The 19,458-nt window shown below is 68.9% G+C and carries 23 protein-coding genes; 8 read left to right on the top strand and 15 right to left on the bottom strand.

The window, feature by feature from the left end; all coding sequences use genetic code 11:
* Positions 1-255 precede the first annotated feature (255 nt).
* Positions 256-1,728, top strand: a complete 1,473-nt coding sequence (locus ACFE7F_RS13700) for a lipopolysaccharide biosynthesis protein (RefSeq protein ID WP_375404409.1) — start codon at positions 256-258, stop codon at positions 1,726-1,728.
* Here ACFE7F_RS13700 and ACFE7F_RS13695 read toward each other — a convergent pair.
* Entirely contained in the window at positions 1,711-2,631 is a 921-nt protein-coding gene (locus tag ACFE7F_RS13695) for a hypothetical protein (protein ID WP_375404408.1), read from the bottom strand. The genes ACFE7F_RS13700 and ACFE7F_RS13695 overlap by 18 nt on opposite strands.
* A 41-nt stretch (positions 2,632-2,672) precedes the next feature.
* Positions 2,673-3,113, bottom strand: coding sequence for a CBS domain-containing protein (locus tag ACFE7F_RS13690; protein ID WP_375404407.1), 441 nt, complete (start codon positions 3,111-3,113; stop codon positions 2,673-2,675).
* Positions 3,114-3,172: 59 nt separating this feature from the next.
* Between ACFE7F_RS13690 and ACFE7F_RS13685 the strand changes: the two genes are divergently transcribed.
* On the top strand, positions 3,173-3,457 hold the full coding sequence (locus tag ACFE7F_RS13685; RefSeq protein ID WP_375404406.1) for a hypothetical protein: 285 nt from the start codon (positions 3,173-3,175) through the stop codon (positions 3,455-3,457).
* Positions 3,458-3,512: 55 nt separating this feature from the next.
* Here ACFE7F_RS13685 and ACFE7F_RS13680 read toward each other — a convergent pair whose 3' ends face one another.
* The 4 genes from ACFE7F_RS13680 to hisS all read right to left on the bottom strand — a co-directional run bounded on the left by ACFE7F_RS13680 (position 3,513) and on the right by hisS (position 8,105).
* A complete protein-coding gene (locus tag ACFE7F_RS13680) occupies positions 3,513-4,526 on the bottom strand; it encodes a DUF4167 domain-containing protein (protein ID WP_375404405.1) in 1,014 nt (337 codons plus the stop codon).
* A gap of 256 nt (positions 4,527-4,782) precedes the next feature.
* A complete protein-coding gene (gene prmC, locus ACFE7F_RS13675; RefSeq protein ID WP_375404404.1) occupies positions 4,783-5,589 on the bottom strand; it encodes a peptide chain release factor N(5)-glutamine methyltransferase in 807 nt (268 codons plus the stop codon).
* A 168-nt stretch (positions 5,590-5,757) separates the two neighbouring features.
* Positions 5,758-6,834, bottom strand: coding sequence for a peptide chain release factor 1 (gene prfA / locus ACFE7F_RS13670; protein WP_375404403.1), 1,077 nt, complete (start codon positions 6,832-6,834; stop codon positions 5,758-5,760).
* The gene (gene hisS / locus ACFE7F_RS13665) at positions 6,834-8,105 is read right to left on the bottom strand and encodes a histidine--tRNA ligase (protein ID WP_375404402.1); all 1,272 of its coding nucleotides are present in this window, start codon (positions 8,103-8,105) and stop codon (positions 6,834-6,836) included. The genes prfA and hisS overlap by 1 nt, the downstream gene beginning before the upstream one ends.
* A gap of 51 nt (positions 8,106-8,156) precedes the next feature.
* Here hisS and ACFE7F_RS13660 point away from each other — a divergent pair, with 51 nt between their 5' ends.
* The 4 genes from ACFE7F_RS13660 to ACFE7F_RS13645 all read left to right on the top strand — a co-directional run bounded on the left by ACFE7F_RS13660 (position 8,157) and on the right by ACFE7F_RS13645 (position 12,360).
* Positions 8,157-8,801, top strand: coding sequence for a DUF1345 domain-containing protein (locus ACFE7F_RS13660; RefSeq protein ID WP_375404401.1), 645 nt, complete (start codon positions 8,157-8,159; stop codon positions 8,799-8,801).
* An 82-nt stretch (positions 8,802-8,883) separates the two neighbouring features.
* On the top strand, positions 8,884-10,803 hold the full coding sequence (locus ACFE7F_RS13655; RefSeq protein WP_375404400.1) for a M61 family metallopeptidase: 1,920 nt from the start codon (positions 8,884-8,886) through the stop codon (positions 10,801-10,803).
* A 21-nt stretch (positions 10,804-10,824) separates the two neighbouring features.
* Positions 10,825-11,415, top strand: coding sequence for an inorganic diphosphatase (gene ppa, locus ACFE7F_RS13650; RefSeq protein ID WP_375404399.1), 591 nt, complete (start codon positions 10,825-10,827; stop codon positions 11,413-11,415).
* A gap of 171 nt (positions 11,416-11,586) precedes the next feature.
* Positions 11,587-12,360, top strand: coding sequence for a PEPxxWA-CTERM sorting domain-containing protein (locus ACFE7F_RS13645; protein ID WP_375404398.1), 774 nt, complete (start codon positions 11,587-11,589; stop codon positions 12,358-12,360).
* Positions 12,361-12,396: 36 nt separating this feature from the next.
* Here ACFE7F_RS13645 and ACFE7F_RS13640 read toward each other — a convergent pair whose 3' ends face one another.
* From ACFE7F_RS13640 to ispG, 7 genes are all read right to left on the bottom strand, one after another.
* Complete coding sequence (locus tag ACFE7F_RS13640) at positions 12,397-12,750, bottom strand: TfoX/Sxy family protein (protein WP_375404410.1); 354 nt, start codon at positions 12,748-12,750, stop codon at positions 12,397-12,399.
* Positions 12,751-12,784: 34 nt separating this feature from the next.
* Positions 12,785-13,693 (bottom strand): DMT family transporter, encoded by a 909-nt coding sequence (locus ACFE7F_RS13635; RefSeq protein WP_375404397.1) that lies wholly within the window; start codon positions 13,691-13,693, stop codon positions 12,785-12,787.
* A 63-nt stretch (positions 13,694-13,756) separates the two neighbouring features.
* Positions 13,757-14,248, bottom strand: a complete 492-nt coding sequence (locus tag ACFE7F_RS13630) for a TIGR02281 family clan AA aspartic protease (protein WP_375404396.1) — start codon at positions 14,246-14,248, stop codon at positions 13,757-13,759.
* 55 nt (positions 14,249-14,303) lie between these two features.
* On the bottom strand, positions 14,304-14,501 hold the full coding sequence (locus ACFE7F_RS13625) for a hypothetical protein (protein ID WP_375404395.1): 198 nt from the start codon (positions 14,499-14,501) through the stop codon (positions 14,304-14,306).
* Complete coding sequence (locus ACFE7F_RS13620) at positions 14,501-14,683, bottom strand: hypothetical protein (protein WP_375404394.1); 183 nt, start codon at positions 14,681-14,683, stop codon at positions 14,501-14,503. The genes ACFE7F_RS13625 and ACFE7F_RS13620 overlap by 1 nt, the downstream gene beginning before the upstream one ends.
* Positions 14,680-14,925: an AbrB/MazE/SpoVT family DNA-binding domain-containing protein gene (locus ACFE7F_RS13615; RefSeq protein WP_375404393.1), complete on the bottom strand. Its 246-nt coding sequence runs from the start codon at positions 14,923-14,925 to the stop codon at positions 14,680-14,682. The genes ACFE7F_RS13620 and ACFE7F_RS13615 overlap by 4 nt, the downstream gene beginning before the upstream one ends.
* A gap of 36 nt (positions 14,926-14,961) precedes the next feature.
* Complete coding sequence (ispG, locus tag ACFE7F_RS13610; RefSeq protein WP_375404392.1) at positions 14,962-16,086, bottom strand: flavodoxin-dependent (E)-4-hydroxy-3-methylbut-2-enyl-diphosphate synthase; 1,125 nt, start codon at positions 16,084-16,086, stop codon at positions 14,962-14,964.
* A 56-nt stretch (positions 16,087-16,142) separates the two neighbouring features.
* Here ispG and ACFE7F_RS13605 point away from each other — a divergent pair, with 56 nt between their 5' ends.
* Positions 16,143-17,072 (top strand): isoaspartyl peptidase/L-asparaginase family protein, encoded by a 930-nt coding sequence (locus ACFE7F_RS13605; RefSeq protein WP_375404391.1) that lies wholly within the window; start codon positions 16,143-16,145, stop codon positions 17,070-17,072.
* Positions 17,073-17,094: 22 nt separating this feature from the next.
* Entirely contained in the window at positions 17,095-17,973 is an 879-nt protein-coding gene (locus ACFE7F_RS13600; protein ID WP_375404390.1) for a S1/P1 nuclease, read from the top strand.
* Between the two features lie 437 nt (positions 17,974-18,410).
* Here the strand turns inward: ACFE7F_RS13600 and ACFE7F_RS13595 are convergent, their stop codons facing one another.
* Both ACFE7F_RS13595 and ACFE7F_RS13590 read right to left on the bottom strand, forming a co-directional pair.
* Entirely contained in the window at positions 18,411-19,181 is a 771-nt protein-coding gene (locus ACFE7F_RS13595; protein ID WP_375404389.1) for a DUF6973 domain-containing protein, read from the bottom strand.
* 85 nt (positions 19,182-19,266) lie between these two features.
* Positions 19,267-19,458 (bottom strand): OmpA family protein (locus ACFE7F_RS13590; RefSeq protein ID WP_375404388.1); only part of this gene is annotated, 192 nt, incomplete at its 5' end.

The raw sequence follows: 19,458 nt of genomic DNA, 5'->3' as shown, positions 1-19,458 counted from the left end.
ATGTCAAAGAGCGCGAAAGACCGACGCTTCGTGTAACCCTCCTTTCGAAGAGCTACCTGAGCGCCTGGTTCTCGGTAACCGCTGCGTCGCTCCGTTGCCGGTGCATCGCTGCGGTGAAACCCATATATGCGGGGCTTCTCGGCCCGTCAAACCCTTTCTCCAACTTTTTTCATCAAACCGTCTTTATCGCGGCCCAGACCCGGAAATCGGAGTATTTCACGGCATTTCAACAGGTGGGGTCCATAGCGAGCGGCGATGACCGCCATTGCTCCCCCTTCCAGTCGCCCCCCCGAACGATTCGCGCGCACCATCCGCCGCGCGGTGATATGGCGGTCGGGCAGCCAGATCGTCGCGCAGCTCGTGCAATGGACCGCGACGTTCCTCGTCATCCGGATCCTGACGCCCGCCGATTACGGCCTGTTCGCGATGACCCAGGTCGTCCTCGTCTTCCTGAACATCCTGAACGGCTACGGCCTGGCCAGCGGCGTGGTGCAACGCCCGAACGTGTCGCGCCGCGAGATCGCGCAGCTGTTCGGGATGCTGATCCTCGTGAACGTCACCCTCGCCGTGGTGCAGATCGCCGCCGCCCCGCTCGTCGCCGCCTATTACCGGCAACCGTCGGTGGCCGACCTGCTCCGCGTCCAGGCGCTGCTCTATCTCGCGACCCCCTTCGTGGCACTCCCGCAGGCGCTGCTCGCGCGGGGCATGGAGTTTTCGCGCCAGGCCAAGGTGAACATCGCCGCTTCGCTCGCCGGCGCCGCGACCGCGCTCGGCGGGGCGTCGGCGGGCTTGGGAGTATGGACCCTCGTCTGGGCGCCGATGGCGCTGTTCGCGGTTCGGGGCACACTGCTGACGATCGCGGCGGGCGGATTGCCGCGGCCGGTGTTCGACTTCCGGAGCACGAGGGGACTGGTGCGGTACGGCGGACTGATGGCGACGGGCCAGTTCGTCACCTTCCTCTGGAGCCAGTCCGACATCTTTATCGCCGGACGGTACTTCTCCGCGCACGAACTCGGCCTGTACACCACCAGCCTGTTCCTGGTCTGGATTTTCGTATCCAAGGTAGCTCCGCCACTGCACGATGTCGCCTTCGCCGCCTATTCCCGGCTCCAGCACGACCCGGACGCCCGCGCGCGCGCCTTCCTCCAGTTCGCGCGCGTGTTCGCGGTGGCGGCGATGCCCTTCCATCTCGGGCTGGCGGCGACGGCGGAACCGCTGGTGCTGACGGTGCTGGGCGAGCAATGGGCCGGGGCCGCCCCGGTGGTGCGCGTACTCGCCTGCTCCCTGCCCTTCTACGCGATCTACGTGCTGCTCGGTCCGGCGGCCGACGCGGTGGGACGGCCCGACATCGGGCCCGGGAACGCGTTGGTCGCGGCGCTCCTCGCCCCCCCGCTCCTGCTCGTCGGGGTGCGCTGGGGCGCGGTCGGGCTGGCGGCGAGCTGGGCGGCGGTATTTCCCGTCCTGCTCGCGATCGGCCTCCGCCGGGTGCTGCCGGTGATCGGGGTGGAACTGGGGGCGCTCGTCCGCGTGTTCGCGCCGCCCCTAGCGGCGGCGTTGGCGATGGCGGTGGCGGTGACGATCGCCGACGCGACCTTCGCCCGCGCGTTTCCGCCCGCCTCCAGGCTCGCCGCCCTCGTGGCGCTGGGCGGCGCGGCTTACGGCGGATGGATGCTGCTTTTCGCCCGGCCGGCGCTGGTCGAACTGTGGGCTTTAGCCCGCGCGCGCTAGGGTCCGTATCGCCCGCCCGGTCTCGGCCATGTAGGTCGAACCCCGGAAGCGGCAGGTGCCCAGGAAGTGTGCGAACCGCGCGTCCGCCGGCAACAGCCCGCCCCAATGATTGAGGTATCGGCCCTGAGGGAGCAGCAACGGGTCGGCGTCGTTGGCGATGACGAAGTTTGACGCGACCTGCTCCGACCCCCAGCTTGCCCAGCGTTCCGCGCCCACCGCCCGCGCCTGGGCCGCCGAGAATGCCTCGACCAGAGCCCGCCCGCCCGCCCCGCGCGCGAATCCGGCGAACCCTGCGCAACCACGAAAGTAGCGCGGCTCGGGGAGATCGAGGTCCAGCCGCGCCATCGCGCGCTCGGCCGCGTGCTGGATGTGGAGCGGCGGGTCCATCGGCGCGAGCCCGGCCGCGAACGCACCCACCGTCATCAGCCGCGAGCCGGGTTCGCCCCGGAGCGAGAAGCTGCGGTTCGCCGCGATCGCCGCCGCCACCTCCGGCACGGCCCGAAGCGTCAGCGTATCGGTGTCGAGCTGCACCACGTAGGCTTCCGCGCGCAGATCGAGGATCGCAAGCAGCCGCTCCCAACAACCGCCCCGCGGGCACGCGCCCGTATCGACCGCCGCCGCCGCGCGGATCTCGACGCCCGGCAAGTGCGCACGCAGGCGCTCGCGGTCGGCGGCGGTCAGCGTTCCGTCGTCGAGCACCACCGCCCGTCCCCGTCCCAACATGCGGCCCAGCGATTTGATCGCGACCAGATAGGGCGCGACCACGTTCGAACCCACCATCGAGAAAAGCACCACCCCGTCGTCTCGCGCGGGAAGCGGCGGCGTCCAGAACACGCGCCGCGCGATCAGCCCGTGGAGCGGCCGCTTGAGGTGCCAGTCGAGATGGTCGCGGACGCTCGGCATCGCGCGCGGGTTAGCGCGGCCGGGTTAAGGACGCGTGGGCGTCACGAAGACTGGATGTAGTCCCGCATCGCCGCCGCTTCCTGCTCGATGCGGTCGATCCGGTGCTTCACCAGGTCGCCGATCGATACGAAGCCGACGAGCCGCCCCCCTTGTTCATCGGCCTCGATCACGGGCAGATGTCGGATGCGCCGTAGGGTCATCAGCGACAGCGCGCCGAGCACAGGCTCGGCCGGCGAAACGGTGCGCGCGGGCGCGGTCATGACTTCGCCGACGGTGAGCTCCAACGCCGCCGCGCCCTTGGCCGCCAGGCAATAGACGACGTCGCGTTCGGAAAACACACCGACCACCCGGTCGCCCTCGACCACCGGCGCCGCGCCGATGCGCTTCTCCGCCAGCAGCGCCACCGCGCCCGCCAGCGTCATCGACGGCGGCAGCGTCACCACGTCCGCGCCCTTGGTCTTGAGGATCGCCGCGATCGTCATCGGTTCTCTCCTGCTATCGTCCGCTTGAGAAAACCACAGCCTATCGCCATTGGCAAAGGATGAACGACCAGCCCCATGGGTTAGGCGACCCCGATTACGCCCGCTTCGCCTGGGCGCGGTTCCGCGAACTGATGGCGTGGATGATCGCGGCGGCGACCGCCTGCTCGGCGGCGGTGATCGCGGTGTTGGGCGTGGTCCATGGGCCGCTCCGCCTGGTCACGATGCTGGCGGTGATCGGCGGGGTCGGCGGCTCAATCGTCATGGCCGGCCTGTTGATGGGGCTCGTGTTCCTCAGCTCGGGCACCGGCCATGACGAGGACGTCGAGCGCTTCGACGAATGGTAAAGGCCGGCCCCGCAGCGAGCGGGACCGGCCTGATCCGATCAGCGATGGCGGGCGATCACTCCGCGGCCGGAGCCTCTACCGCGCGGGCGCGGCGTCGGCGCGGCTTGACCTCGCCCTCATCCGCAGCGTCGCCGTCCGCCGTCCCGTTCGCCGCGGCCACGCCCAGCGCGGGCGGCAGCCGGTCGGCGTCGAAGCCGCTCGGCTCCGAGCCGTCGCTCTCAAACGACCTAGTCTCGGCGACCGGCTCCTTGCGCGGGCGACCGCGGCGGCGCGGCTGGGGCGCATCGGCGTTGGGCGCGACCAGCGGCAGCGACGGCTCGATCGCCTCGGCCCGCGCCTCGGGGGTCCGGACCTCGGGCGGGATCGACGCCGGAGCCTGCGCGCGAGGCCGGTCGTCGCGTTCGGGCCGTCCATCGCCTTGCGGCTGACCGCCCTGGCGCTCCCGGTCGTTCTGGCGCGGGCGACGGTCCTCCTCGTCACGCCGCGGGCGGCGATCCTCGTACGGGCGATTGCCTCCATCACCGCCCTGCGAGCCGTTCGCCTGCGGACGCGCCTGCTGCTGCGGACGCTGGCGGGACTGCTCCACCACTCGGTCGCCGACGATCCGGTCGCCCACCATTCGATCACCGGGCATCTGATCCCCGGGTCGGATCATATCGCCTTCGTCGCCGAAATCGTCCCCATCCGTATCGGGGCCGTCGGCATCCTGATCGTCGCCGAACTCGTCGCGGCCGTTCCGCTGCCGGTCGAACTCGTCACCCCGGTTCTGCTGAGCCCGCGGCTGCTGATCGTCGAAGCGCGCGCGGCTTTCGCTCAGAACGCGGAAATAATGGTCGGCGAACTGCAGATAATATTCGGTGTTGACGCGGTCGCCCTGGCGCTGCGCCTCCGAGGCCATGCTCTTGTACTTCTCATAGAGCTGGGCCGCATTGCCCCGCGCGCGGTTGTCGATCCGGTTGCCGCCCTCGGCCCGGCCGGGGGCGCCGCCCCCTCCGCCGCCGTTACCGCCGCCCGGACGCTGTCCGCCGCGCCCACGCCTACGGCCGGTCTGCTGCCGATTGTTGATCATGCGAGTTCCCGTTGGTGAACCATCAATTGCTCCGTGCGCCCCGGGCGACGAACCGTGCGCGAACACCGCGCTTCGGCAAAAACCGGCCCTCAGCCATGTCGCGGCCTATCCTGCGACGGGACGGCGCATCAGTGAGGATGCAGACGGGCGACCAGATCAAGCGACCCGTGCCGAGATCTTGGAAGCCCCTGTTATCGTCATAGCGGTGACGCGGCCCGCCCGACAAGCGGAAAGGTGGGGCCCGAGCCGGACCGGTTCAAGGCGTGACCACAAGGCAACGGTCGCGCCCGGCGAGATCCGGGCGAACGGCGACGCGGAGCCCCTCGGCGCGGAACGGCGCGGCGGCGGTCCCGCCCTGCGTCGACCCGATCTCGATGCAAGCGACGCCCCCCGGCGCGATCCGCGCGCGGAGCAGCGGCGCGATGGCGCGGTAGTCGTCCAGCCCGTCCGGCCCGGCGAACAACGCACCCGCCGGTTCATACCCGGCGACCTCGCGCGGCAGCTCCGCACCGGTCTCGATATAAGGCGGATTGCACAGGATCAGGTCGTGCGGCCCGCCCGTCCCCTCCCATCCGCCCGCGACGATCACCGCCCGGTCGGCCATGCCGAGCCGTTCCGCATTGGCGGCGGCGACCGCGAGCGCGTCCGGCGACCGGTCGACGCCGATCCCCCTCGCCCCGGGCCACTGGTCGAGCGCGGCGAGCAACAGCGCGCCCGATCCGGTGCCGAGATCGAGCACGGTGCGCGGACTCCGCATCCCGAAATGCGCGATCGCCGCCTCGATCAGCGTCTCCGAATCGGCGCGCGGGATCAGCACGCCCGGCGCGACCTGGAGCGTGATCGTCCAGAAATCGCGGACACCGGTGATGTAGGCGACGGGCTCGTGCGCCGCGCGCCGCTCGGCGAGGTCGGCGAATGCGGCCGGGGCGGGATCGTCGAGCCGGTGGAGCAGCATCGCCTCCCACGTGGTCCCGAGCGCATGCGCCATGAGGAGCTCGGCGTCGAGGCGGGGGGTGGCGGAGAAGCCGAAGCGAGCGGTCGCCCGCGAGAGGGCCGACCCCACCTTCTCCCTCTCCCCTCCGGGGAGAGGGCCGGGGAGAGGGGCTGTATCGGTCACAGGCCTCGCGCCCGGAATAGCCCCTCTCCCCAACCCTCTCCCCGAGGGGGAGAGGGAGTCAGGAGGGCAAAGCTGCGTTGTTGGACGGGCAAGTTTGGAAGGTTCAGCTTCGGTCTATCCATCCAGACTCGCCAGCCGCTCAGCCTCATCCTCCGCGATCAGCGCCCCCACCAGCTCGTCCATCTCCCCCTCCAGTATCTCGGGCAACCGGTGCAAGGTCAGGTTGATCCGGTGGTCCGTCACTCGCCCTTGCGGGAAGTTGTACGTCCGGATCCGTTCCGACCGGTCCCCCGATCCCACCATCGATTTCCGTGCCCCCGCCCGCTCCTGGTGCAGCCGCTCGCGCTCCGCCTCGTACAGCCGCGTCCGGAGCACCCGCAAAGCCTTGGCCTTGTTCTTGTGCTGCGACTTCTCGTCCTGCTGGATCACGACCAGCCCCGTCGGCAAGTGTGTGATCCGCACGGCGGAGTCGGTGGTGTTGACCGATTGCCCGCCCGGTCCCGACGACCGATATACGTCGATCCGCAGGTCGCGCGCCTCGTCGATCTTGACGTCGACATCCTCCGCCTCGGGCAGCACCGCGACGGTGGCGGCGGACGTGTGGATGCGCCCGCCCGCCTCGGTCGCCGGCACGCGCTGGACGCGGTGGACGCCGCTCTCGAACTTCAGCCGCGCGAACACGCCCTGCCCGGTGACGGAGGCGACCACCTCCTTGAACCCGCCCGCGTCGGACGACGACGAGGAGATCAGCTCGACCCGCCAACCCTGCCGCTCGGCATAGCGCTGATACATGCGGAACAGGTCGCCCCCGAACAACGCCGCCTCGTCGCCGCCGGTCCCCGCCCTGATCTCCAGCATCGCCGCACGCTCGTCCGCCGCGTCGCGCGGAAGCAGCGCCAGCGCCAGCCGCCGCTCCGCCGCGCCCAGAGCCACGCCGTTGTCGCGCAGCTCGTCCGCCGCCATCGCGCGCAGCTCCTCGTCGCCGTCGCCGGCCATGAAGGCGAGGCTCTCCCCCTCCGCGCGCAACCGCCGCACCAGCCCCGCGGCTTCCGCGACCGGCTCCAGCTCGGCATATTCCTTGGACACCGCGACGAAGCGGTCCGACGGCAGCTCGCCCGTCGCCATCAGCGCCGACAATTCGTCGCGCCGCGCCTCGATCTGCCGGATGCGGTCGGGGGAGATGGTGGTCATTAGGGCTGATCGCCTGAAATGCGGGCCCACTCATCAGGAAGCACCGTCATCAACGCGCGAGAAACCCGTTTACCGTCATCCCGGCGAAACTGCGTGAGGTGAAGAACAGGCACGCCGTCTTTTTCGTCTCGAACGTATAACACTCCATCTACATTTCTCTTCTTCGCAGCTTCGGCCTGCTTCTTCGGCTTACCGGAGTACGCGCTCTCAATTGCCAAGCCTTTATCTCGAAGAAACTGGGTTACCTTAAGAGCGGCCGAGTCCAATTCAGTGCGGTCAGCTACTACCGCGAGCTTGACAGCTTCCTCAGGCAGCTCCGCCACCAGCATCGCCAGCCGCTCCACCCCCGCGGCCCAGCCGACGCCCGGCGTCTCCGGCCCGCCGAGTGAGCCGATCAGCCCGTCATAGCGCCCGCCCGCCAGCACCGTCCCCTGCGCGCCCAGCCGGTCGGTCGTGAACTCGAACGCGGTGTGGCGGTAGTAATCGAGCCCGCGCACCAGCCGGGCATCGCGCGTCCACGCCACCCCCGCCGCGTCCAGCCCCGCCGTCACCGCGTCGAAGAACGCGCGCGCCTCCGCCGTCAGATACGCGTCGATGTCGGGCGCGGCGTCCGCCACCGGCCGGTCTCGCGGGTCCTTGGAGTCGAGGATGCGCAGCGGGTTCTTCGCCAGCCGCGCGAGCGACTCCTCCGACAAGGCGTCCCGGTGCGCCCTGAAATGCGCCACCAGCGCCGCCCGCCAGGCATCGCGCGTCTCCGCGTCGCCCAGCGTGTTGAGCCGGAGCGTCACGCCCTCGATGCCGAGCTCGCGCAGCAGTTGGTCCGCCATCACCAGCAGCTCGACGTCGGCGGCGGGCTCGGCCGCGCCGATCACCTCCGCGTCGATCTGATGGAATTGCCGGAACCGTCCCTTTTGCGGCCGCTCGTACCGGAACACCGGGCCGGAAGTCGCGAGCTTCATCGGCGCATGCTGCCGCCACCCGTTCGTCAGGAACGCCCGCGCGATCCCCGCCGTGAACTCGGGGCGGAGCGTGATCGAGTCCCCGCCCCGGTCGGGGAAAGTGTACATTTCCTTGGAGACCACATCAGTCGTCTCGCCGATCGAGCGCGCGAACACCTCCGTCGCCTCGAACACGGGCACGTCCACCCGCCCGAAGCAATACAGCCGCCGCACCCGCTCGAACGCGTCCAGCACGTGCGCGAACCGCCGCTGCTCGTCGCCGAAGATGTCCTGGGTGCCGCGGACGCGGTTGGGAGTCGGAATACGGGTCATGTAGCGCCGGGCATCTAGGCGAGCGGGGTCCGTCGCGCTAGCATCCGCGTCATGGTGACGTCCGACGTATCGAAGCCCGTCGGGCGGCGGATCGCGCCGCGACCCTACTTGATCTTCGCGGCGCTGTTCGCGCTCGGGACCGCCGCGCTGACCCCGCTGCTTGGGCTCGGTCACGGCGCGATGGCGGCGTTCGACGCGGCGACGCTCGTCTTCCTGGCCATGCTGGCGCGCCTGCTCGACCACGATGCCGAAGGGATCCGCACGGCCGCGCGCGACAACGACGCGAACCGGGCCGCGCTGCTCGTCCTCACCGGGCTCGTCACGCTCGTCGTCCTGGTCGCGGTCGCGGGCGCGTTCCGGGGAGGGCTGGGCGGCGTGGAGAGACTGCTGGTGGTCGCGACGCTCGCGCTCGCCTGGCTCTTCTCCAACAGCGTCTATGTGCTGCATTACGCGCACCTGTTCTACACCGACGCCGGGGGCGGCGACGCGGGGGGCCTGGTCTTTCCCGGCGACGGCGAGCCGCTTTATTGGGAGTTCGTCTATTTCGGCTTCACGCTGGGCATGACGTTCCAGACCTCGGACGTCGACATAACGGGCCGGACGATGCGGCGGGTGGTGACCGGGCATTGCCTGGCGGCGTTCGTATTCAACCTCGGGGTGATCGGGTTCACGATAAACGTGATCGGGGCGACGTGATCGGGGCGAATTGAGCCGCTGGACGCATCGCGGTCCGCCCGCCTACACGATGACACACCCATTCGCCCCGCGGAGCAACGCCTTGATCCGATCCCTACTCGTGACGACCCTGTTCGCGTCCGTCTCTGCCGCCGCCGTCGCGCAGGTCCCGCAAGGCAACTCCGCGCCGCAGCCCGTGCCCTTCGTCGACACGGTCCCCGCTCCCCGCGACACGCCCTATCCCGGCGTGATCGCGCTCGATATCGACGCGACCGACACCGAACGCGGCATCTTCCGTGTGCGCGAGACGATCCCCGTATCGGGCCCCGGCCGCATGGCGCTCCTCTACCCCAAGTTCCTCCCCGGCACCCACGCGGCGCGCGGCGAGGTCGAGAAGCTGACCGGGCTCAAGATCACCGCGAACGGCCGCCCCGTCCCGTGGACGCGCGATCCGGTCGACGTGTTCGCCTTCCATATCGACGTGCCCGAGGGCGCGCGGCGGCTCGACCTAGAATTCCAGTTCGCGTCGGCAACCAAGGCGGACCAGGGCCGCATCGTCGTCACCCCGACGATGATCAGCCTCCAACCCAATTCGATGAGCCTGTACCCGGCGGGCTACTATACCCGCCAGATCCCCGTCAGGATGACGGTCAAATACCCAACTGGCTGGACCGCCGTTTCCGCCATCCCCGCGCGGGCGAGCGGCGGGACCTATAGCTACGACCAGGTAAACTACGAGACATTGGTCGACTCCCCCGTCCTGGCGGGCCGGTATTATAAGGAGTGGGCGCTCTCCCCGCGCGTTGACCTGAACGTCTTCGCCGACGACCCCGCGGAGCTCGCCGCCAAGCCCGAGCATATCGACGCGCACCGCCGCCTTGTCGACCAATCGGTCAAGACCTTCGGCGCGCAACATTACGACCGCTACGAGTTCCTTCTCTCGATCACCGATCAGCTCGGCGGCATCGGGCTGGAGCATCACCGCTCGTCGGAGAACGGCGTCAATCCGGGTTATTTCACCGATTGGGAAAACAGTGTCACCCGCCGCAATCTCCTTCCCCACGAATTCAGCCACAGCTGGGACGGCAAGTTCCGCCGTGGCGCCGATCAGTGGGCGCCCGACTACCGCACCCCCACGCGCGGCTCGTTGCTGTGGGTGTATGAGGGCCAGACGCAGTTCTGGGGCTATGTGCTCCAGGCGCGGTCGGGAATCGTGTCGAAACAGGACACGCTCGACGCCTACGCGCTGATCGCCGCCAACCTCCAGAACGCGCGCGGGCGCGAATGGCGGCCGATGGTCGACACCACCAACGATCCGGTCATTTCGGCGCGTCGCCCTAAAGGCTGGGCCAGCTGGCAGCGGTCGGAGGACTATTACAACGAAGGCCTGCTGATCTGGATGGAGGTCGACGCGATGCTCCGCCGCCAGTCGGCCGGCCGCCGTTCGATCGACGACTTCGCCCGCGCCTTCTATGGGATGCGGGACGGCGACTGGGGCGAGCTGACCTATGATTTCGAGGAGGTCGCGCGGACGCTGAACGCCATCCAGCCCTATGACTGGGCCGGGTTCCTCCGCCGCCGCATCACCGAAACGGGCCAGCCCACCCCGATCGGCGGCTTCGCGATGAACGGCTACCGCCTCGTCTATACCGCCGAGCCGACGAGCATCTTCGGCAAGTCGGAACGCGCGGGCACCCTGGTCAATCTGAGCTATTCGCTCGGCCTGATCCTCAACAAGGACGCCGAAGTCACGGCCTCCATCTGGGACTCGCCCGCCTTCAAGGCCGGGGTCGATGTCGGCTCGATCATCCAGGCGGTGAACGGCCAGACTTACTCCGCCGACCGGCTCAAGGCGGCGATCGTGGCCGCCAAGGGAACGCGCGACCCGATCCGGCTGTTGGTGAAGTCGGCCGACCGCGTTCGCGAGGTCGCGGTCGACTATCACGACGGCCCCCGTTATCCGCGCCTCGAAAAGGTCGGAAGCGGCGAGAATGGGCTGGACCGGCTGCTCGCGCCGCGCTGATATCAGTAAAGGGGACACAAGTTGCGTATCGATCTCATTCCCGTCGGCAAGAACCCGCCCGACGACCTGAACGTCATCATCGAGGTGCCGACCGGCGGCGAGCCGGTGAAGTACGAATTCGACAAGGCGTCGGGCGCACTGTTCGTCGACCGCATCCTCCATACCCCGATGCGCTACCCGGCCAATTACGGCTTTGTGCCGCACACGCTATCGCCCGACGGCGATCCCTTGGACGCGCTGGTCGTCGCGCGCTCGCCCTTCATCCCCGGCTGCGTGGTGCGCGCCCGCCCGATCGCGGTGCTGAACCTCGAGGACGAGGCGGGCGGCGACGAGAAGCTCGTCTGCGTGCCGGTCGACTCGACCTTCCCCTACTACTCGAACGTCAACGAGCGCGGCGACATGCCCGAGATCGTGTTCGAGCAGATCGAGCATTTCTTTACCCATTATAAGGACCTGGAGAAGATGAAGTGGGTCCGCGTCGGCACCTGGGGCGGCCGCGACGAGGCCAGGCGGATCACGCTGGAGGCGATCCAGCGTTACGACGAGGCCAAGGCGCGCGGCGAGGAACCCCACGACGCGCCGGAGATCGCCGGGCGCGACCCGGCCGAATGATGACTTCGCGGCGCTGAGGAATCGCCGGAGCCGTCGCCAATACGGCTCCGCCTCCGCTTAGGTGCGGTGAGAACTGTTGCGGTCGCATGACCGTACCGTTGCGTTTTTAAGAGTTGTTTAACCACGCCTCGGAACGTTCTAGCGGCGGAGCTCCATCTCCGGGGAGCCGTCATGAAGAACCTTCCATTCATCGCCGCCGTCATGCTGTCGTCCGTGCTTGGCGCGGCTCCCGCTCTGGCTCAGGACATCGTCGTGCCGGGCGTCACCGCCACGCGCAGCGGCGGCTCCAACCAGACTTTTCCCTTCAACCTGAATAACGGCGTGTCGCAGCGCTACCAGCAGATCTACGCGGCCGCGCAGTTCGGCTCCGCGCCGGTCACGCTGAACGCGATCAAGTTCCGTCAGGCGAGCGATCCCAGCGGCGGCAACCCCTTCGCATCGACGATCTCATCCATCACGCTCAACTTGTCGACCGCCCTGACGCGCCAGGGCGCCGCGAGCTCGGTGTTCGCCGCCAATGTCGGCCGCGACAACGTCACCGTCTTCAATGGCGCGCTCACCCTCCAGAGCACCGCTCCCGCCAAGCGGGACGGGTCGGTCCAGCCGTTCGACATCATCATCCCGTTCGCGACGCCCTTCACCTACGATCCGACCGTCGGCGACCTGCTGCTGGACGTGTTCAACTTTTCAGGGGGACTGACGACGCAGTTCGACTTCGTGACCGGCGGCTCGAACGCGGTATCGCGCGTCGTGGGCGGCCAGGGTCAGGTGAACGCCCCGAACGCCTTCTTCGTCCAGCAGGGTGCGGGCCTCGTCACCGCATTCCAGGTCGCCCCGCTCGTCTCGGCCGTGCCCGAACCCGCAAGCTGGGCCATGATGATCCTGGGCTTCGGCGTCGTCGGCGCCGCCGTCCGCCGCCGCACGACCCGCGTCGTCTTCGGCTGATCGAGGTGCGAGCCGCCGGTCCGACCGGCGGCTCCCCTATTCCTTGCGCCTGCGCTTGGCCGGCCCGCGCGCGCCGGCCTCCAGCGCCAGCGCGGCCCAACGCCGCAGCTCGTCGGCGTCATCGTAGATCTCGTCCGGCGCGCGGCGGTAGTTCATCGTTCCCGTCCGTCCCTCGCCCATGCTGTAGGTGAACCGCGCCGTCCCCGCCGCGTCCCACCGCGCGTCGGACAGCTTGTCCGCCTTGAACCACAGCGCGTCGTCGTCGACGATCGCGAACACCACGCCGTCGAGGTAGAGCGTCGCCCCGCCCATCATCGCGCGGTGCGTGACGGCCCCGACCGGCTCCATCGCCTCCGTCACCCAAGCCACCAGTCCCGCATCGACCGCCATCACGCGGCCGCCCTGCGGAGCGGGTGAGATGGGGTCACGCCCCCGCCTCCGGCTCCGGTACCGGTCCCGCCGCGCGCCGGACCGCCACCAGGCACCCCAGCACGATCAGCGCCGTGCCCCCGATCGTGAACGCCGTCACCACCTCCTCGAACGCCACCCAGCCGAACAGGGCCGCCCAGGCGAAGGCGGTATACTCGACCGGCGCCAGGACCTGAGCCTCCGCATGCGAATAGGCCCAGGCGAACCCGATCGACGACACCGTTCCCAGCACCGCCGCCGCGATCACCAGCGGCCACTGTCCGGCGGCGGGCATGCCCGCCAGCCACGGCGCGGCGGGCAGCAGCATGCCCCCCACCACCAGCCCGGTGAACAGCGTCACCTCGACCGGGTCCGCCGCTTGCGCTTGCTGGCGCAGGAGAATCAGGCTGACCGCATAGAAGATCGAGGCGACGAACACCGCCAGCGCGCCCAGCACGCTGTCGGTCGACGCGCCCGCCTCCACCTCGCCCCACGCGATCACGAGCACCCCCGCCGACGCGACCAGCGACCCCCACACCGCCGCGCGCCGCAGCGTCTCGCCCAGCATCCCCGCTGCCAGGAACAACGCGATCAGCGGCGCGAGGAAGGTCAGCGCCACGCCCTTCGCCATCGGGATCCGCGCGAGCCCCCAAAAGAAGAACAGCACCGACACGCCCGCCGTAGCCCCGCGCAGGACGTGAAGCCGAAGCGTCGCCCGCCCAGGCCAGCGTCCTTTCCGAGCGGCGAACATCGCGCCCGAGATCGCCACCCCCGCGACCGATCGCCACAACACCGCCCCGTACGCGCCCGACTGGATCGACAGCGCCTTCATGAACACGTCCATCGCCGCGTAGGTGCCGACCGCCGCGCAGGCGACCGCGAAAGCGAGCGCGGCGGGAACGGGCTTGGCGGGGGTGGTGGCCATGCAGGCGGCATAGCCGCTGAGCTCGCCTACACAATCGCACTCGACACGGCGTCGTCGCCCTTCTCAGCGCAGCGTCATCGTGTCGCCCTTGATCGCCACGTCCAGGTTGCGGAGATAGTTCTGTCCCAGCAGCGACATCTCGCTATCGGCCATCACGATCCCGCGCAGGCCGCGCGCCGTCTTGCCGTCGAGCACGATCCGATCGATCGCGACCTCCTTGCCCCGCACGACCCCGGCCGCGCCTTTGCCTACGGCCACGAAGTCGCCCTGGTCGAAGATAATGTGCGCGCGCTTGGCGTCGGCTTGGGTCATCGCGACCACGCTCGCGCCCGTGTCGACGAGGAAGCGGATCGGCTCCCCGTTCACCTCGACCACCGCATAGAAATGCCCGCCGGGACTGCGCTTCAACACGGTATCGACCGGCGGGTCCTCCGGCTCGGCGGCGGCTACGGCGGCAACCGTGACGGGCCCCGGCGACCCCGCGGGCGGCGAGACGGGCAACGACACGCCGATCACGACGCCGACGACCACGGTGCAGAGAAGCGCGATCTTCATGGACAGCGTCATATGAGCCCAACACGCACGTCAACGCTAAGCGGGTTGGTTAACGTCAGTCGCGGATCAACCGGATCGCTATGTCGAGCTTGCCGTCGAGCGATCCCATCCGTCGGTCGGCGGTATAGATTGGCAGCGACCGGATCTGCGCCAACGCCAGGCATGCGCGGTCGCCCAATGAGGAACCGGCATGGCGCGTCCCGGGCCGTAATTCCGCCGCGCGTTGCGCCTGGAACAGATCGAACGGCACCACTACCGCCTCGTAGCCCCAAGTACCGCTTCAATGGTGGCGCCGCGCTCCACGCCCCGGGAGCACGACTCCGAGAGGTTGACCGCCGACATGATGCTTGTCCGCAAAACAGGCAGCACGACCTCCGCGCCGGGTTCGTCCAAAAGCACCGCCAGCAACGCGGCGGCATCGATGACGACCGTCACGCTTCGGGCCAGTCCACCACACGGTCAGCGAGAAAGTCGTCGACGGAATAATCCGGTCCGACCATCGCACGAAATTTGCGCTGCTCCTCCGCCACAACCTGCAGGAACGTGCGCATCGTCACAGCGCCCGCCCCGTCGCGCTCGAACACGATCGAGTCGCCGTCCTTGATCTCCAGCTCACGCCGCAGGTCGGCCGGGATGACGACTTTGCCTCCAGCAATGACTTTAGCGTGATAGGTCATCCATGGCCTTTCGGTACCTAAGCGGTACCACAGGACCTAAGCCGCCGCCAGCGCCCGCGCCGCGTCGTCACGCTCGATCTCCGCCGCCTTGGCCTCGACCAGCGCGACGATGTGGTCGACCATGCCCTGGTCCTGCACATGATGGTCGGTCACCCCCGACAGATAGACCATATGCTTGCCGTTGCCCCCGCCCGTCAGCCCGATGTCGGTCTCCCGCGCCTCGCCCGGGCCGTTGACGACGCAGCCCAGCACCGACAGCGACAACGGCGTGCGGATATGCTGCAACCGCTCCTCCAGCGTCTGCACGGTGCGGATTACGTCGAACCCCTGGCGCGCGCACGAGGGACACGACACCACCCGTACGCCCCGGTTGCGGATGCCGAGCGCCTTGAGCATCTCGAACCCGACGCGCACCTCCTCCTCGGGCTCCGCCGACAGCGACACGCGGATCGTATCGCCGATCCCCGCCCACAACAGCGTGCCCATGCCGATCGCCGACTTGACGGTGCCGCCCACGAACCCGCCCGCCTCGGTGATCCCCAGATGCAGCGGGCAATCGACCACTTCGGCCAGCTGCTGATACGCCGCGACCGCCAGGAACAGGTCCGACGCTTTCACCGCCACCTTGAACTCGTGGAAATCGTGATCCTGGAGCAGCCTGATATGATCGAGCGCGGACTCGACCAGCGCCTCGGGGCACGGCTCGCCGTACTTCTCCAGCAGGTGCCGCTCAAGCGAGCCGCCGTTCACGCCGATGCGGATCGCGCAGCCGTTCGCCTTGGCTGCGCGGACGACCTCCGCGACGCGCTCCGACGAGCCAATGTTGCCCGGGTTGATGCGCAGGCACGCCGCGCCCGCATCCGCCGCCTCCAGCGCGCGCTTATAGTGGAAATGGATGTCCGCCACGATCGGCACCCGCGCCGCGCGCACGATCTGGCCGAGCGCCGCCGTCGATCCCACGTCGGGGCACGACACGCGGATGATATCCGCTCCCGCCTCCTCGCACCGCCGGATCTGGTTGAGCGTCGCGACCGGATCGCTGGTCGGCGTGTTGGTCATCGTCTGCACGGTGACGGGCGCGCCGCCGCCGACGGGGACGGCGCCGACCATGATCTGACGGCTCTGACGGCGGACGATGTCGCGCCACGGACGAATGGACATGGGACCGATATAACCCCAAGCGCCGCGCGGCACACCCCTTCCCGGACTTGAGGCGCATGACCACCACCGACGACCAATGGACCCTACTGATCCACGGCGGCGCGGGGGTGATCGAGCGCGCGGCGATGACGCCGGAACGCGAGGCGTCGACCCGCGCCGCGCTCGCCGCCGCGCTGGAGGCGGGGGCGGCGGTGCTCCGATCGGGCGGCGCGGCGTTGGACGCGGTCGAAGCGTCGGTCCGCGCGCTGGAAGACGACCCGCACTTCAATGCCGGCCACGGCGCGGCGCTGACCGGCGACGGCCGCGTCGCGCTCGACGCCGCGATCATGGAGGGCACCGGCCGAGGCGCGGGCGCGGTCTGCGGCGTCTCGCGCACCCGCCACCCGGTCACACTCGCGCGCGCGGTGATGGAGCGGAGCCCCCACGTCTTCCTCGCCGCCCCCGGCGCGGACGCGTTTTCGCTCGCCTACGGTCTCGAACAAGCCGCTTCCGATTGGTTCGTCACCTCCGAACGCCGCGCCAACCTGGCCGAACTCCTCGCCCGCGACCCGGACGAGTACGATGCGGAGATGAAGTACGGCACCGTCGGCGCGGTCGCCCGCGATCGGCACGGCCGCCTAGCCGCCGCGACTTCGACCGGTGGGGTGACGGGCAAACGCTGGGACCGGATCGGCGACACCCCCGTGATCGGTTCAGGCACCTGGGCAGACGACCGCGCGGGCGCGATATCCTGCACGGGTTCGGGCGAGCAGTTCCTCCGCACGAACGCCGCCGGCGCGATTGCCGCGCGGATGCGGCTGGCGGGCGAGGACCCCGCCACGGCGGCGGCGGCGGTGCTGGCGGAGGTGACCGGACTCGGCGGCACCGGCGGCGCGATCGTCGTCGCCCCCGACGGCGAGGGTGCTTGGGCGTTCACCACGCCCGGCATGTACCGCGCGCGCATCTCGTCCACCACCGGCCCGGAGGTCGCGCTATACCGCGACTGACCGAGCCGCTACGGGCGCGGCCATGAGGTTCCTTCCCGCCCTGCTTGCCGCGCTGCTGCTCGTGCTCCCCCGCCCCGCCGCCGCCTACGGCGTGCTCGGCCACGAGACGATCGCCGCCATCGCCCTCCGGAACGCCGATCCGCGTACGGCCGCCCAAGTCCGCGCGCTTCTGGCCCGCGCACCGCTGCTCGAGACCCCGACCTGCGCCGCCGCCACCGCTGCGAAGGCGAGCGTCTGGCCCGACTGCATACGGAACCTATCCAACCGCTTCAGCTACACCAACCCCTGGCATTATCAGAATGTCGACATCTGCCGCCCGTTCGACCTGAAATCCGCCTGCCGCGACGGCAATTGCGTCTCCGCCCAGATTGACCGCCAGGTGAAGCTGCTCCAGGACCGTACCATTCCCCGGCGCGAGAAGGTCGCGGCGCTCGCCTTCCTGATCCACTTCGTCGGCGACCTCCACATGCCGCTCCATGCCGGCGACCGGAGCGACAGAGGCGGCAACGACGTCAAGGCGGCATACGGCATCTACGCCCCCGAGTGGCTGAACCTCCACGGCATCTGGGACACGCCCCTTGCCGACCGTGCCGTCACGACCCCGCCCATGCTGCTGCGCACCTACACGCCCACCGAGCGCGCCGCGCTCGCGGCCGGCACCACCGAGGACTGGAGCCGCGAAGCCTGGACCGTCAGCCGCGACGTATCCTACCGCCTCGCGCTAGGCGACCCCTGCGGCCCCAAGCCGACCGCACGCGTCCAACTAAACGAGCCCGCGATCCAAGCCGCGATCGAACCGCAGCGCCTGCAGGTCACCCGCGCAGGCCTCCGCCTCGCCCGCCTACTGGACGAGGCGTTCGACCCCGCCCGCGCTTTTACCCCGGAGCCGCGCCGCCGTTGAACTCAGCATCGAGGAAGCACGATAGAAAGTTTCCAAGCCGTCCGGGTCTCGAACGTCCTTAGGATCGGCGTTGAGCGACGCGCACTACCTGCCCTTGCACATCATACTCTACGATGAGGCTGAGCAGCTCGGGAGCCAGATCGTTACGCCCGAGATGCCAAAGGTCTTCCGAGACGCCGGGCCGATCCGGTGGACCAAGAAGGGTTCGCACGCGGTCGCGCGACGCTCCCGGCACCACGCCGGCATCGCCCAGGGACGACGCTAAATCCAGCCTTGGGTTCGGCTGATCGGCGACACCGCGCCCTCGATCCCAAGTCGCACGGTCCCATCCGGCACCACTGGGCTCCATTCTCGTCTCTCCGCACGCGTTCCCAAGCATCGCCGCCGATACGACGAGAAGCAGCCTGGACAGGCCTGACCCGACGCTTGTCAAACTCTCACCGCGCGGATGCGTCGCCGGCCGGCACCCGGATGGCGTCGGCTACGCCTAGTTGCTTGGAGACACCATGTCGTCCGTTCGCGACTGCGTCGCTCCAATTCAAGTGCCCGTTGCGACCGATCACGACCAACTCGCCGGCATCCAACGCCTGCTTTACCAAATCGGCAAGCTGCTCGGGAGTAGCGCGAGGATTCTCCGTTGCGACGCGCCGCCCCACCTCGTTATTATATAGATCCATGGCTTCGCGCGTCGAATTGCCGATATTCGATCCTTCATGCGCGGTGGCGAACTGCTTGGTCCAGTTTTCGCCGAACTCGGCGGTGAGCCGCGCATTCCAGAAAGCATGTCGGAAGGCGTCGTTATGACCGTCGTTGCGCGGCCACTGCTCAATGGCCGTTGCGCGTACATCCGCAGGCTTGTCGTCGAGGGTCCGACGTACCTCGGGTGGCATAGAGGCCGACGGCGGGACTCGACGGTCAGCTACCGAGAACGCATCGCCTGCGATCGTCTTGAAGCGCTGCAGGCCCACGACGCCCCGATCGAGGGTCAGTTGGTCGAGCAGCTTGCCCTCGGTCGCGGTAAGCTCGCGCGAGCCGCCGGTTCCGCCCATCGGAATAGCGCCGAACAGCTTGGCGCTCCACGTCTCGACTCGGTCTTGCGCCACTTGGTAGGTTCGCTCGATCGCGCTTAGGAGCGGCTTGTCTACCTTTGCAGCGCTAACAGCCGCGCCGATCAGCGCACCTACGTTCAGACCTCCGACAGCGAACATGATGTGACCTCCTCATCTGGCTTCGGCAATAATCTACTTGGCTTTTTGGTACTGCGCCATCCGCGATTCGCTTAGGCGTCGACCATTATCGGCTAAGAATTATCGTCACCGCCCGCCGGTTCTGCGCGTAGCTCTGGTCGTCCGACGATACCGCTACCGGCCGCTCTTTGCCGTAGCTGATCGTCGTCATCCGCTCGGTCGCGACGCCGCGCGCCGCCAGGTAGTTCTTGGCCGCGTTCGCGCGCCGGTCGCCGAGCGCGAGGTTGTATTCGCGCGT

The sequence above is a fragment of the uncultured Sphingomonas sp. genome (genome assembly GCF_964235535.1).
Classification (GTDB): domain Bacteria; phylum Pseudomonadota; class Alphaproteobacteria; order Sphingomonadales; family Sphingomonadaceae; genus Sphingomonas.
Note: the sequence above shows the minus strand (reverse complement) of the source record. Positions and strands in the feature narration are given on the sequence as shown.

Excerpts from the sequence above, each read along its gene's own strand:
- ACFE7F_RS13700 (WP_375404409.1), top strand. The coding sequence starts at position 256 with ATGACCGCCATTGCTCCCCCTTCCAGTCGCCCCCCCGAACGATTCGCG.
- ACFE7F_RS13695 (WP_375404408.1), bottom strand. The coding sequence starts at position 2,631 with ATGCCGAGCGTCCGCGACCATCTCGACTGGCACCTCAAGCGGCCGCTC.
- ACFE7F_RS13690 (WP_375404407.1), bottom strand. The coding sequence starts at position 3,113 with ATGACGATCGCGGCGATCCTCAAGACCAAGGGCGCGGACGTGGTGACG.
- ACFE7F_RS13685 (WP_375404406.1), top strand. The coding sequence starts at position 3,173 with ATGAACGACCAGCCCCATGGGTTAGGCGACCCCGATTACGCCCGCTTC.
- ACFE7F_RS13680 (WP_375404405.1), bottom strand. The coding sequence starts at position 4,526 with ATGATCAACAATCGGCAGCAGACCGGCCGTAGGCGTGGGCGCGGCGGA.
- prfA (WP_375404403.1), bottom strand. The coding sequence starts at position 6,834 with ATGACCACCATCTCCCCCGACCGCATCCGGCAGATCGAGGCGCGGCGC.
- hisS (WP_375404402.1), bottom strand. The coding sequence starts at position 8,105 with ATGACCCGTATTCCGACTCCCAACCGCGTCCGCGGCACCCAGGACATC.
- ACFE7F_RS13660 (WP_375404401.1), top strand. The coding sequence starts at position 8,157 with ATGGTGACGTCCGACGTATCGAAGCCCGTCGGGCGGCGGATCGCGCCG.
- ACFE7F_RS13645 (WP_375404398.1), top strand. The coding sequence starts at position 11,587 with ATGAAGAACCTTCCATTCATCGCCGCCGTCATGCTGTCGTCCGTGCTT.
- ACFE7F_RS13640 (WP_375404410.1), bottom strand. The coding sequence starts at position 12,750 with ATGGCGGTCGATGCGGGACTGGTGGCTTGGGTGACGGAGGCGATGGAG.
- ACFE7F_RS13635 (WP_375404397.1), bottom strand. The coding sequence starts at position 13,693 with ATGGCCACCACCCCCGCCAAGCCCGTTCCCGCCGCGCTCGCTTTCGCG.
- ACFE7F_RS13630 (WP_375404396.1), bottom strand. The coding sequence starts at position 14,248 with ATGAAGATCGCGCTTCTCTGCACCGTGGTCGTCGGCGTCGTGATCGGC.
- ACFE7F_RS13615 (WP_375404393.1), bottom strand. The coding sequence starts at position 14,925 with ATGACCTATCACGCTAAAGTCATTGCTGGAGGCAAAGTCGTCATCCCG.
- ispG (WP_375404392.1), bottom strand. The coding sequence starts at position 16,086 with ATGTCCATTCGTCCGTGGCGCGACATCGTCCGCCGTCAGAGCCGTCAG.
- ACFE7F_RS13605 (WP_375404391.1), top strand. The coding sequence starts at position 16,143 with ATGACCACCACCGACGACCAATGGACCCTACTGATCCACGGCGGCGCG.
- ACFE7F_RS13600 (WP_375404390.1), top strand. The coding sequence starts at position 17,095 with ATGAGGTTCCTTCCCGCCCTGCTTGCCGCGCTGCTGCTCGTGCTCCCC.
- ACFE7F_RS13595 (WP_375404389.1), bottom strand. The coding sequence starts at position 19,181 with ATGTTCGCTGTCGGAGGTCTGAACGTAGGTGCGCTGATCGGCGCGGCT.